General features: G+C 37.0%; 10 protein-coding genes. 1 reads left to right on the forward strand and 9 read right to left on the reverse strand.

The window, feature by feature from the left end:
- Positions 1-307: 307 nt before the first annotated feature.
- Positions 308-832: a methylated-DNA--[protein]-cysteine S-methyltransferase gene (locus ACFINH_RS00850; RefSeq protein WP_375631670.1), complete on the forward strand. Its 525-nt coding sequence runs from the start codon at positions 308-310 to the stop codon at positions 830-832.
- Here ACFINH_RS00850 and ACFINH_RS00855 read toward each other — a convergent pair.
- The 9 genes from ACFINH_RS00855 to thiC form a co-directional block, all read right to left on the reverse strand.
- Positions 829-3,150, reverse strand: a complete 2,322-nt coding sequence (locus ACFINH_RS00855) for an ATP-binding protein (RefSeq protein WP_375631672.1) — start codon at positions 3,148-3,150, stop codon at positions 829-831. The two genes, ACFINH_RS00850 and ACFINH_RS00855, sit on opposite strands and share 4 nt — an antisense overlap.
- 285 nt (positions 3,151-3,435) lie before the next feature.
- The gene (gene pepN / locus ACFINH_RS00860) at positions 3,436-6,063 is read right to left on the reverse strand and encodes an aminopeptidase N (protein ID WP_375631675.1); all 2,628 of its coding nucleotides are present in this window, start codon (positions 6,061-6,063) and stop codon (positions 3,436-3,438) included.
- Positions 6,064-6,136: 73 nt separating this feature from the next.
- On the reverse strand, positions 6,137-6,976 hold the full coding sequence (locus tag ACFINH_RS00865) for a uracil-DNA glycosylase family protein (protein WP_375631677.1): 840 nt from the start codon (positions 6,974-6,976) through the stop codon (positions 6,137-6,139).
- 448 nt (positions 6,977-7,424) lie between these two features.
- The gene (locus ACFINH_RS00870) at positions 7,425-8,183 is read right to left on the reverse strand and encodes a hydroxymethylpyrimidine/phosphomethylpyrimidine kinase (RefSeq protein ID WP_375631679.1); all 759 of its coding nucleotides are present in this window, start codon (positions 8,181-8,183) and stop codon (positions 7,425-7,427) included.
- A complete protein-coding gene (locus ACFINH_RS00875) occupies positions 8,174-8,779 on the reverse strand; it encodes a thiamine phosphate synthase (RefSeq protein ID WP_375631681.1) in 606 nt (201 codons plus the stop codon). Before ACFINH_RS00875 ends, ACFINH_RS00870 begins: the two co-directional genes overlap by 10 nt.
- Entirely contained in the window at positions 8,776-9,549 is a 774-nt protein-coding gene (locus ACFINH_RS00880; protein WP_375631683.1) for a thiazole synthase, read from the reverse strand. Before ACFINH_RS00880 ends, ACFINH_RS00875 begins: the two co-directional genes overlap by 4 nt.
- 4 nt (positions 9,550-9,553) lie before the next feature.
- Positions 9,554-9,751, reverse strand: coding sequence for a sulfur carrier protein ThiS (thiS, locus tag ACFINH_RS00885; protein WP_273791115.1), 198 nt, complete (start codon positions 9,749-9,751; stop codon positions 9,554-9,556).
- 3 nt (positions 9,752-9,754) lie between these two features.
- On the reverse strand, positions 9,755-10,705 hold the full coding sequence (gene thiO / locus ACFINH_RS00890; protein WP_375631685.1) for a glycine oxidase ThiO: 951 nt from the start codon (positions 10,703-10,705) through the stop codon (positions 9,755-9,757).
- Positions 10,702-12,537: a phosphomethylpyrimidine synthase ThiC gene (gene thiC / locus ACFINH_RS00895; protein WP_375631687.1), complete on the reverse strand. Its 1,836-nt coding sequence runs from the start codon at positions 12,535-12,537 to the stop codon at positions 10,702-10,704. Before thiC ends, thiO begins: the two co-directional genes overlap by 4 nt.
- Positions 12,538-14,339 lie beyond the last annotated feature (1,802 nt).

Raw genomic sequence — 14,339 nt, forward strand, 5'->3', positions numbered from 1 at the left:
AAATTCAGGACAAGATTTGTCTGTAGAGAGCTTATGAAATAAACCATATCAAATGGGATCAGTTGGAATCTGTTATATAAAAAGCAAGATTGTTGATAAATCAGCTCTGGTCGAAGTTTCTGTTTTAGGGTAGGGAACGTCAATCTATAGATGTGTCCGTTTCATAAAAGGATGAGAGTGTATTTTAATACAATGGCTAAGGAGATCATTTCAGAATGATTTTATTTGTTTTTTAAAGAGAGTGAATACTCTCCTTTTACTTTATTGATGATGTTCAAGACTTATTTAAAATATAAAGAAGGTTAAAATGCTGAATATTTCCCAAACGAGAGTATTCTGTCTGAAAGATGTATCAATAGGAAAGCTTTTGGTGGCTAGGTCTCAAAAAGGGATTTGTCATATAGCGTTAGGAGACACTATAGAGCAATTATTACAGGAGTTTACGATACGCTTTGGTGATGTACAACAAGTTGTAGGTGACAATACATTTAAGAGAGAAGTTGCCCATATTATAGCCATGATAGAAACACCTAAGCTGGTAAAAAAATATAATTTTCCCTTAGATATAAATGGTACAGTTTTTCAACGACAAGTATGGGCAGTATTATGTGATATACCATGTGGTGAAACAATTTCCTATGAGATCTTAGCGTGCCGTATTGGTATGCCGAAAGCTTTTCGTGCCGTTGCTAATGCCTGTGCACGTAACGAATTGGCTGTTATCATTCCTTGTCATCGTGTTGTGCGTAAAAATGGTTTTATTTCAGGGTATCGTTGGGGGGAAAAACGGAAACAGATTTTACTACAACGAGAACAAAATGGAGAATTTTAACTTTGTGTGATGGGCATTATAATCGTTACAGTTGTTCCTTTCATTTCTTTTGAAGTAATTTCAAGTTTTCCTTTGTGGAGTTCTAGCAAGGAGCGTGAAATGGCTAATCCAAGACCTGAGCCTGTATGAGACTTAGTAAGCTGATTTTCAACTTGTTCAAAAGGTTGCCCAAGTTTTTTAATTGCTGATTGGGGAATACCAACACCTGTATCTGTAATTTTAAAAATAAGGTTATTTTTTTTCTTGAAAGCGCAGACATCAATATTTCCGCCAGAAGGCGTAAATTTAACGGCATTAGAGATGAGATTAAGGAAAATCTGTTTCATTGCACGACCATCAACTTCAGCATGAAGTTCTGGGGTAATGTTTGTTGTAACAACAATATTTTTTTCTTGAGCTTGGGGCGTTAGTGTTCGTACTGCTTCACTAATGATGGGCTCAAGATCGGTATTTTTACAATCAAGCGTAAATCTTCCTGCTTCGATTTTTGACATATCAAGAATGTCATTGATAAGGGTTAGAAGATGGGTTCCTGAATTGTAAATATCATGCATATATTCCTTATAGCGTTGTGAGCCAAGAGGGCCAAAAGTTGATTGCAACATGATGTCTGAAAAACCAAGAATAGCATTCAGAGGCGTGCGCAATTCATGAGACATATTGGCTAAAAATTCTGATTTAGCCTTATTAGCACTTTCGGCGCGTTCTTTTTCTGCTTTCAAACTTTTATTAAGTTTTTCAACTTCTGTTGCGCGTTGTTGAGCACTCCCTCGCGCGCGCTTGAGTTCTTGAATGAAAGAAAAAAGACGCCTTTCACTGTCTTCAAATTTTTCCTGTTGTTGTTTAAGCTCAGAAATGTCAGTACCAATACAAACCAATCCTCCATCTTGGGTTCGTCGTTCGTTAATTTTGAGCCAACAACCATCTGCCGTTTGGCGAATACTGGTTAAGTTACCAGTACCATCATCTTTAAGGGGATATTCACTGAGTGCAGGGCGTGCCATGGCTTCGACGGTTGCACGTTGGATACCTGATTGGAGAATTTGTTTAGGAATAGCGGCATATTCGCAAAATTTGCTGTTGGACATGACTAAACGTCCTTCAGCATCCCACAAGACGAAAGATTCTGAAATGTTTTCAATCGCATCACGGATACGAAGGTCGGCTTGCGCTGTTTGTTCAGCCAATTGTTGCTGTTCACTAATATCGAAGGAAATACCAACCAAATGGGGTTCTTCTTCTTCAGTCACTTCGGCACGAATGCGCATCCATACATAATGACCATCAGCATGACGCATAGGAACGTTAATATCGATATGCTTTTTTTTACCGCTCATTAATTCCTGAGCAAGATCAAAAAAATTCGCATCATTTGGATTGATAATGGCGCTAATTTGGGAAATTGAGAGCAATGCATCTTGAGGGACATAGCCGAGCATTTCGTACATTGCTCGTGACCAGTAGACGCGTCCACTTGCCATATTCCAATCCCATAGTCCACAGCGTCCACGCATCATTGCCATATCAATACGGTTTTGAATTTTTTCTGAAACAAGATCTGTTTTGCGTGCTCGTACAATTTGGTTATAATAAGCATAAAGAAGAGCGAGGATAACGCCACTAGTTCCAATGAATATGGTTATATTTAACGAGAGAGCTTTCCGCCATTCCATGTAAATATGTTGCATTTTTTCACTGATGAATACCCCATATTGTCCATTTTCTGTTTGCTGAAAGGAAGCAAGAGCAGGAATATCTTTTCCTATTGTAATTTTCATGATTCCAGCATGTTTTCCTAGAGCTTGTAAAGTAATGCTTTCAGAGGTAAAATCCTGTAAGGGTTTTCCTAAGACAATCTCGGAACTTGATGAAGCTAGGACATTGCCTTTTTGATCGACAATAGCAATAACAGCGCTGGTTTTTATAAAACCTTTGTTACGAAAATTGGTTAGGATATTTTGTAAATGATTATGAGAAAGAGCAGCAGCTTTTCCTTGTCGAGTGGCGGCAAGTAAGTCACGGTCAATCGTATTGGTAATATGAGAAGCTAAGAGAGTGATGGTAGAATGCGTGTTTTTATCAATTGTGTTGCGCCAATCATAGATTGATAGGAAACGGATCGCTGCTAGCGTAACAAGAAATGCAAGAATTACAAATGGGAGTGAACGTCGCAGCCAAGGTTCAATAAAAAGAAGTTTTTGATAGGCAGGACCAGAAAACAGATTGGTACGCTCTGTCCGCTCCTTGCGACTTTGAGCGCTTGATTTTGAATCAGCATACACCTCCCTTGGCGCATTATATGCGTCCAATTTAGCCATCTCGCGTTCCTTTAATTCTGGAATAATGTGATTTAAAAACTGCTTCGATATTCATAGTAACCCCATCGAGTGCAATGAATCAAAACAGGAGTCTTCTGTCCAGTCTTTTTTTTAAAAAAATAATTTTACTTTTATAATTTTGGAATATGAAAAGAAAAAAGTACTTTAAACGTGATCTATAAACAGGCTTAGATTGCCTGTTTATAGATTTAATGATGATCGAATAGTTTATAGAATTTATTTAAAAAAATATTATAGCATATTGATTTAAAATAATTTTTTGTTTCAAGTAAGCAGACGGTTGATGATATCAGCAACATCGCTTGATAATTTTGGCGCAGCAGCAATCATTTTTAATTCAGTTTCAAGTTTTTGTTGTCGAATAGGTTCTAATTGTCGCCAAGAGCGCATCATTGTTAATAATCGTGAAGCAAGCTGTGGATTTTTTTTGTCAATTTCCAAAATGACTTGGCAAAGAAAATGATAAGACGCTCCATCCATCCTATTAAAGCCCGTGAGATTGTTAGAGGCAAAAACACCGATTAGGGAACGTACACGATTAGGATTATCTTGTGAAAAAAGCGGATGTTGCATGAGCTTTTGAACATTCTCGAGTGTTGATGTGCCAGCAACCATTGCTTGAATAGAAAACCATTTATCCATGACCAAAGGGTCATGCCGATAGCGGTTTTCAAAATCATTTAAGGCATTTTGTGCCTGCTCACTTTCATTAAAACGCTTCACGAGAACAGCGATACTAGCCATACGGTCAGTCATATTATCAGCTGTTGCATATTGTATAGCAGCTCGATTTGGATTGGTTTCAGCAATGGAAAGGTAATCCAGTATGATATTCTTTAATGCTCGTTTTCCAGCTTGTGCAGTGTTTGGTGAATAGGGCTCTTGGGTTTGCATTTGTCCATAGAATTTTGTTAAGAGCTCTTGATGAGTTTGTGCAAGTGAAACTAAAAACTGATTGCGGATATAATGAATACGATCTGGGTCAATATTTTTACCGATTGTATGAGCAAGCTCAACTTCACTAGGTAAATTTAAACAGAAGGCACGAAATTCAGGCTCTAAGGTTTCATCTGTTATGATCGTTTCAATCAGCTTTAGCAAAGCAGAAGAGAGTGTTGCTTTTTCTTGTGTTTTATCTTGAATGCTTTGAATCAAAGCTTGCGTCATTAAATGATTAAGAGATTGCCAGCGATTGATGTGATTGTCATCATGTTGTGCAAGAAAAATAAGTTCTCTTTCATTGAATGGAGTGTGTAGAATGATTGGTGCTGAAAAGTCTCGCAGCAGTGATAAAACGGGTTTTTCACGCAGTTCCTTTAATGTAAAGGTTTGGCTTTCCTTGGATAAAAGCATAACATCTGATTGAATATTTGTATCTGCTTCATAGGTGAGGTTTTCTCCGTTAGGTCCTAACAAGCCAAATACGATAGGGATAAGCATAGGCTTTTTTGTATTTTGTTGTGGGGTTGCGGGAATATGTTGCTTTGCATGAATTGTTAAAACACCATCGCTATAATGACTATCGATTTCTACATTGGGTGTTCCTGCCTGTTCATACCATAGCATGAATTGGGAGAAGTCTTGACCAGACACTTCAGCAAAACAGGTAATAAAATCTTCAATTGTACAAGCTTGTCCATCATAACGTTGAAAATAAAGATCAGTGCCTTTACGAAAAAGAGTAGGACCTAAAATAGTCCGTATCATGCGAACAACTTCAGCACCTTTTTCATAAACAGTTGTTGTGTAAAAATTATTAATTTGGCTATATTGACGAGGACGCACAGGATGCGCAAGAGGTCCTGCATCTTCTGCAAATTGCGTCGCTTTTAATGCTTTTACATTTTCAATTCGCTGTAGGCTGCGTACATTTTGATCTGATGAAAATTCCTGATCACGATAAACAGTGAATCCTTCTTTTAAACAGAGTTGAAACCAATCGCGACAGGTAATACGATTACCGCTCCAATTATGGAAATATTCATGTGCAATGACACGTTCAACATTTCTATAATCCTGATCGGTTGCTGTTTCAGGATCGACAAGAACATATTTATCATTAAAAACGTTAAGGCCTTTGTTTTCCATTGCTCCCATATTAAAGTCGGAAACAGCAACAATATTGAAAACATCAAGATCATATTCGCGCCCAAAACATTGTTCATCCCAACGCATGGAACGTTTAAGAGCATCCATTGCATAGGTTGCGCGTTCGGTTTTTCCTTTTTCTACATAGATACCAAGCTCGATACGTCGTCCAGATACAGTTGTAAAATGGTCTTCTAACTTATCAAGATCTCCACCTACTAAAGCAAAGAGATAAGATGGTTTGGGATAAGGATCTTCCCAAATGGCAAAATGGCGATTATTTTCTAAAGTTCCTGTTTCCACCAGATTACCATTTGAAAGCAAGATTGGGATTGTTTGGGTATCTGCTTCAATTTTCACTCTATAGGTAGAAAGAACATCTGGGCGGTCGTAAAAATAAGTAATACGACGAAAACCTTCCGATTCGCATTGTGAGCAATAAACACCATTTGAAAGATAAAGCCCCATAAGTTGGCGGTTGCTTTCAGGATTCAGTTCCGTAACCAATTTCAATGTAAAAGGAACCGTTGGTGGCGTTGTAATTTCTAAACGTGAAGGCGTCACTTTATAAGTGTTTGGGGCTAATATCTCATCATTAATAGAAACGGAAATTAAAGTAAGATCATCACCAGAAAGAACAAGAGGTGTTAATTCTTTTGTATCGTGACGGGATTCAATAGACAATATGGCTGTAACATAGGTTTTTGTCGGTGCTAATTGGAAAGAAAGTTGTGTTTTAGGGATAACGTAAGGGGTTGGTTGGTAGTCTTCCAAACGATAAATAGATGTTATTGGCTGTTTCATAGTTTTTTCCCATTTGTATTTTAAGAGTTAAAGAAGGGTGTGTTAATTTTAGAAGCAAGATAGGATTAAAGAATTACAAAAGGTTGTCGAGGCGATTTTTTACTTCTAAGAAGTCTATCCATGTAAGCTTCTTTTGACTAGGGGTTCTAAGAAGGTAAGCAGGGTGGAAAGTTGGCATAACAGGTATTTTTATATTATCCTCGCTTTCATAGATATGCCATTTCCCTCTTGTTCGGATAATCCCATTTTGAGATCCAGTAAGAAACTGTGCAGCAACACCTCCCAGTGCTATAAGAACACGAGGACGCGCTAAATAAATGTGCCGTTCAATAAAAGGGCGGCACAAGGCAACTTCTCTTGGTGTTGGTGTACGATTTCCTGGTGGACGCCAAGGAATAGTGTTGGCAATGTAAACATTATTTCTTGTTAAGCCAATTGATGCGAGGATTTTATTAAGCAACATCCCGGCTTTTCCCACAAAAGGAATTCCTTGTATATCCTCGTCTCGTCCTGGTGCTTCGCCTATAAGCATCAGGGGGCTTCCTGCTGTTCCATCTGAAAAACAGGTATTTTTTGCTGTCAATTTTAATGAACAGCCATTAAATGCAAGGAGAGCAGATTTTAATTCATCAAGTGTCTTGGCACTTTTTGCACTCTCTATAGCTGTGGATTCATTTTGTATAGTCCTAGAGTTATGCAGCTGATGATGATCTAATTTTACGGTTGGAGATGTTTTGGGAGATGCTTGTTGATTATGAGAAATGTTCACGACAGATATTAATTTTCTCTCTGAACAAGCAGACTGCTTAAAACGATCAATAGGGAAATCCGTCAGAACGGCATCCGCACCACTTTCTTTATAAAAGTTTAAGAGTTCTTCATAGGAAATTGAGCACGGCGTTTGATTTAACATTTTACTTTTTCTAATGATCTAGCGATTATAGATCAAACAAAATTATCCTTCAAGTTTTATTAAATGTATTCGCTAGCCATTAATGTATAAGAACGCTGATAGGATTCTCTCTTTTCACAAAAAAGGCAAATCGTAAAATGCGAGTGTTCGCGATTATATACATCTTTAAATGTACAATTTGTTTAAATTGCGCTATTTCAACTTTTTAAACAGACTAAACTCATTCATAATAAAAGATTTTTTTACTGAATGCAAGTGGTGTTATAATATTTGTTATCATTGTATTATATATTTAATACTTAATTAAAGTTACTTTTGTAGTATTTTATTTATAAAATAAAGTATAAATTTTTTTATTATTATATTTTTTAAATAATTTTTATTAAAAAAATAAATATATTAATGAATATATAAATATTAATTTTATATGAAAAAAAATACTAAGACGTTATAAACTATTTTTACAATGGGTTAAAAGCAATGTGTGGATATATTCTTTTGCTTTTTTTACCGCTGAAATGAGAGGTTCATTTAATGCTAAATGCGCTGCAATAGCGCTTGAGAGAATGCAACCTGTTCCTCGCATTGTTCCTTTTAAACGTCGAGTAGAGATATTTATGACTTCAGTTTTGTCAATGAATCTATCAATTGCAAGAGGACCTTCTGCATGTCCCCCTTTTACTAAAATAGAGCGAGCTCCCAATGACAAAAGTTTTTTTGCTTGTTGTATTGCTTGCTTATCATGAGATGCCAATGGACTGTGGCTAAGAAGAGCGAGTTCTTCTCTATTCGGTGTTAAAAGATCAACATGAGGAAGCAGTTTATCGATCATCGTGTCGATGATTGTTTCCGTTATTAGTTTTCCTCCTGATGAAGCGACAAGTACAGGGTCCAAAATAACTGGAACATGGGGATAGTCTTTGAGTACGTTACAGATTGCTGCTATAATTGCTTTTGTCCCCGTCATACCGATTTTTATTGCGCTTATTGGATTTGCTTCTAGGGCAGCACGCATTTGCGCAGCGACGAGGTCTCCACGCATTGGAATGATTTCGACAACGCGATGATCATCTTGCACGTTAACACAAGTAATTGCTAAATTTGCTTTTATTTGAAAATGTGCAGAGGTTTCTATATCACGAACAATACCAGCACCTCCTGTTGGATCAGTGCCCGCAACAATAAGAATGGAAGGTATCAACGCCATGTTTGTGTCACTTTTATCCACTGCTGTACACGCTCTTCTGGTTTTTTATGGAGGATAATATCAGTCACAACAGCAGCACTATTTGCTCCTGCTTTTAAAACACCAACTGCGCGTTCTGGTGTTAAACCACCAATACCCACCAAAGGTAAAACACCAATCCGCTTTCTCCATTGTTTGATTTTTTCTAGTCCTTGCGGCATCCATTTCATTTTTTTTAAGATTGTCGGATAAATAGGACCAAGTGCAATATACTCAGGATTAGCAGAGAGTGCGATATCCAATTCATGTTCATCATGTGTACTAAGACCAACTTTTATACCACTTTTACGAATTGCGTGAAGATCAGCATTGCTCAGGTCTTCTTGTCCCAGATGAATAAAATTACACTTTTCATCAATTGCTATTTCCCAATGATCATTAATAATTAATTGTGCTCCCAATTTATTGCATATGTTTTTTGCACGCTTAATATGTTGACGGATTATTTGTTGATTTTCATGTTTCATACGCAATTGTACGAGCTTGATACCAAGAGGAAGCAAACGTTCAATCCAATCAGCGTTATCAACGATGAGGTAAAATGGATCCAGTTTCATGAAAATACCGCTTTTCCAATGATTGGTGTTGAAGGGACTGCTACATTGCGTGCTTCGATCATGCCAGCTTTATATCCCATACGTCCTGCTTGAACAGCTTTAGAAAATGCTTCAGCCATTAAGACAGGATCACCTGCTTTAGCAACTGCGGTATTAAGCAGTACTGCATCATAACCGAGTTCCATCGCAATGGCGGCATGTGATGGGCGTCCAATGCCGGCATCAATAATAAGAGTAGCATCAGGAAGGTAAGCACGGATAGAACGCAATCCATCAGTATTATGAGGTCCTTTGGCAGAACCAATAGGAGCACACCAAGGCATAATAACACGGCAACCAATGTCAAAAAGTTTTTCAGCAACAATGAGATCATCCGTTGTATAGGCAAAAATTTTGAAACCTTCATTGTTTAAAATTTGAGCAGCTTCAATTAAGGAAAAAATATTTGGCTGTAAGGTATCTGAATTACCGATAATTTCGAGTTTAATCCAAGCCGTTTTAAAAAGATCTCTTGCTAATTGGGCTGTGGTTACGGCCTCTTTAACAGTATAACAACCAGCAGTATTAGGAAGCACTGTTACCCCAAGTTCTTGAAGAAATTTCCAAAATTGTCCACCTTGTTTTCCACCTGCAGTTTCACGGCGCAAGGAAACAGTTACAATTTCCGTATTCGATTTATGAATAGCATCACGAAGGATTGCTGGTGAAGGATATTGCGCTGTACCTAATAGAAGACGGGAAGAGAATTGTCGTCCATAAAGATTCAGCATAATTTTAGCCTCCTTGCATTGGGCTTAAAATTTCAATTTTATCTCCTTCATGCAAGACAAATTGGCTTCGTGCATCTATGGGAACAACTTCAGCGTTAACAGCAGTTGCAAGCCAATTTCCTTCATACCCCAATTCTTCAAGCAAGAGACCGAGAGTCATAACTTCTGTTTGGACTGTTTCACCATTAACAAATATTTGCATGTTTTATTCCAATGCCAATTCCATTGCTCGTTTTGCCATTTCTGGAGACAACAGAAAACCATGTCTATAAAATCCATTAATAGAAATAAAGTTACCATCTTTATGCACAGAAGGGAAGTTATTAGGATAACATGGACGAACACCAACGCCAGATTCAATAATTTCTGCTTCAGCAAAAGCAGGATGTAAAGTATAAGCCGCGTTGAGCAGTTCCATCATTGATCTTACAGAGATTGCACCATCAAAGTCACTTTCAATCATCGTTGCACCAATCATAAAAATATTATCTTGTCGAGGTACAATGTAGAGAGGAAACCGTGGGTGAAGAAGACGAATTGGACGCGAAATTTTAATATCGGTGCAGCGCACGAGAAGCATTTCGCCGCGTACGCCCCGTATATTTTTATCTTTTCCTAAACGTGCTATTCCTGTCGCATCAATAACAATATCAAAATTTTTTTCAGCTATTTCTACATCAACAAAACAGGCTCCATTGTTGAGAAGTTTTTCTTTTAAAGCCATAAGTGCTTTGCGAGGATCAATATGGGCTTCATTTTCATAAAAGAGTGCACAGTTAAAACGTTCCGCAAGATCTGGTTCAAGATGAGCTATTTCTGTATTATCTACGGTTTTGTGATTATGCGTACGCACAGAAAATCGTTCAAGCTCTCCTCTATCTCGTGTAGGTGCAACCACTAAAGTGCCTTTTTGTATGACAAGGTTTGGGAGCGTTTTACGCCACCATTGTATAGCTTGTACACCAAGATCTTCAACAATTTGTTCTGCACTTTCCCTTTCACAGTAAGGTGCAAGCATTCCTCCTGCATACCAACTAGCACTTCCTATAGGTGAATGAGGGGGGGCCGATACAGTAACAGAAGCACCTTTTTGCTGTAACATAAAGGCAACTGTTAAGCCGCCTACACCTGCACCTTTGATAAGAATGTTCTTCAACTATTTACTTTCTTTTTTTGAGGAGGAACAATTTCCATATAAAGGTCACCATTTTTCTGATATTTTTCGGCCATGGCGATCATACCTTCCCCTTTTGTTTTTCTTATTGCAGCTGCCTCACGAATATCATGGGAAATACGCATAGAACAGAATTTTGGTCCACACATGGAACAAAAATGCACTAATTTATGGGCTTCTTTAGGCATTGTCTCATCGTGAAAGGCACAGGCTGTTTCTGGATCAAGAGAAAGGTTAAATTGATCATGCCATCTAAAATCAAATCGTGCACGCGAAAGAGCATTATCGCGCAATTGTGCTCTAGGTAAACCTTTAGCAAGGTCAGCGGCATGAGCAGCAATTTTATAAGTGATCACACCAGTTTTTACGTCATTCCTATCGGGGAGTCCTAGGTGTTCTTTAGGTGTTACATAACACAACATAGCAGTTCCAAACCATCCAATCATAGCGGCACCAATTGCTGATGTAATATGGTCATAACCAGGAGCAATATCCGTTGTAAGAGGTCCCAAAGTATAAAAAGGCGCCTCATGACAAAGATCTAATTGTTGCTCCATATTTTCTTTAATTTTGTGCATTGGGACATGTCCTGGTCCTTCAATCATAACCTGTACATCCTTTTTCCAAGCAATTTTTGTCAATTCTCCCAAGGTTTTAAGCTCTGCAAATTGGGCCTCATCATTGGCATCGGCAATAGAGCCAGGGCGTAACCCATCTCCTAATGAAAGAGAGATATCATATGTTTTTGCAATATCACAAATTTCATCAAAATGTTCATAGAGAAAGCTTTCTTTGTGATGATGGAGACACCATTTTGCCATAATAGAACCGCCTCGTGAAACAATACCTGTTACACGATCAATGGTCATAGGAATAAATGGTAATCTTAATCCTGCGTGAATGGTAAAATAATCAACCCCTTGCTCTGCTTGCTCAATAAGGGTATCACGGAAAATATCCCATGTTAAGTTTTCGGCAATACCCTGTACTTTTTCGAGTGCTTGATAAAGAGGAACTGTTCCGATGGGCACAGGAGAATTTCGGATAATCCATTCACGAATATTATGAATATTTCGACCTGTTGAGAGATCCATAACTGTATCTGCTCCCCAGCGAATGGCCCAAACCATTTTATCAACTTCTTCTTCCATAGATGACGTTACTGCTGAATTGCCAATATTGGCATTAATTTTAACACGGAAATTACGCCCAATAATCATGGGTTCGCACTCTGGATGATTAATGTTTTGTGGAATAATGGCGCGTCCACAAGCAATTTCATTGCGAACAAATTCGGCAGTATAAATTTCTGGTATTGATCCAGAAAATGTTTCATTTGATGGTACATTCTGCCGTTCTTTTACTGCTAATCCTTCATTTTCTCGTATAGCCACATATTCCATTTCTTCGGTAATAATGCCTGCGCGCGCATAAGCCATTTGTGTAATTGCTTTGCCATTTTTTGCTCGTAAAATAGGACGTTTTTGTTTAAAGGCTGGTGTAAGGTTTTTATCAGAAGTCAATCCATTATCTTCAGGTTTAACTAATCGTGCAGGATAAGTTTCAGTATCATCCCGCTTAGAGAGCCAAGGCAAGCTAATTGCCGGCAAACCTTTTGTAATATCAATGATCATATCTTTATCTGTGTAGGGGCCAGAAGTATCGTAGACGTTTAAAGGTTTTTCACCACTGCCATCAGTCAGTGAAATTTCACGCAATGGTACGCGCACATCAGAAAAGAGAAGGCTCTGTTGATAAATTTTGCGTGAAGCGGGAAAGGGGCTACAACTGATTGATGGAGTATTTTTCTGCACAAACTTTTTCCTTATAGACACGGAGTTCAAAAATAGGTTGCGATGTTAATGGAGTTACGATGTTAATGGAGATGTATTCAAATTATCAATCACGAGCATTCGGGTGAATAAGAATAATATTGCTTTGTAGCAAAGAAAACCCAATACAGCTCAAGAAAAGTTATTTTGAAAAACTGATACAATATCTATTCTAATATTTGCATGCCTCCTCCCACTTGAAGTATTTTTGTTAATACGAATATGGTTGGCTTAAATATCTATATTGTCAATCATAAAAATATATTTTAAACGATTTTGGTGTGTTTTTAAGAGTGAAAATAGATATTATGAAGTGATAAACTATGATATTGAAGCTTTTATAAACCAGAATAAAGTTAAAAACGGATTATCAGGGAAAAGTAGATAGTTTATGGCTTTGATTGAGATTTTTTTCATATTAAAATAATAACTCAGAATACCATAAGATCCTCTCATCATATATCTTTTCGTATAAAAACACTTCCTTGCACGTCATAAGTGGGAGCGTATGGGGCAAAGCACTTGAAGAAAGGAAGCCAAATGTCATTTAATGAACATTCTAAGAGTGAGGCTGTCAAAACGTGGGAGCCAACAAAATGTATGATGGATTCCACTTGTATCTTCAAAAGCTTAAAGCTGATGATCTATAATGGCTTACTATTTTATTATTGACGTGCGCTGTCGTAAAATAAAAGGAGTATATTTTGAGCAATATTTCTTAAAAAGTGCGTAATATGCAATATCATTATATTTTGTTTGGGGTACTTTATTCTTTATGAGGGGGATGTTCCCATTAAGAATGCGATAAACAAAAGCGTGAAACAATACCTAATCTTTATTATAAAAATAATATTGCCTTGAATCTTTTGAAAATTGTGAAGATGAATAAAAAAATAACGATAAAAATGGACGTTGGCTTTTCATATGAAGATTTCATCAACACTTTTAAATAGTTGGAAGAGAAAGGAAAGCAAAAGGATGTATCTTAGCACAAAAGTATACGTAAATTCATTTAAGAGCCATATGATATCGTGCAACAATATTTACAGATAAAAAATAACTAATTATGTGTTATATGCAAGAAAAACTTACTACTTATAATGTAATTATCTTATTATTATTATAAAACAAGATAAAAATTGAATAAATTTGCGGAAAAACAATTTTTGAATAAGTAGGGAATTATGAGGAAGAGTAACCAAATTCCCACTAATATTACTGTTATTAACAGTGTTATAAATGGTAGCCATATAAAAGCTGCAGCTATACAGCCAGTGATGATTGGTACACTCCATAGATAGGCAAATGCGCCAATAAGGTCTTCATCGATAAATGCATCAGAGAATTCTTTATTTGGAGTACCATAGCATTTTATAATCGCTTTGCATTGTCCCACTCACATCATAAAACTCGTTATGCACATTATGAAGGATATAAAAACAGCTTGTTTTTTAGGTCTTGTTCAAAAAAACATATTTAAGTAGTGCGACTGCGCTAAATAACGAAGAAAATGCTGGAAGGAATAGAAAAGAACACCTAAAATATTCTTTTTTCCATTCTACTGTAACGATTTTAAGCATCCCGCTCCAATGAAAAGATTGTAAACAAAAATCCTAATATACTACATACGATAAGATCTCCAAAACTCATATTTCCATCTTTCTTTTTGTGTGTTTATTTTGTGGATTCATCAATATATTCATATCAATACGTATTATATCTTTTGTAAAGTAGATCACATTTCATTCATGTATGGTAAGATTATGTATAGCGTTATACATCTA

The organism is Bartonella sp. AA74HLJMH, from assembly GCF_042197045.1.
GTDB lineage: Bacteria > Pseudomonadota > Alphaproteobacteria > Rhizobiales > Rhizobiaceae > Bartonella.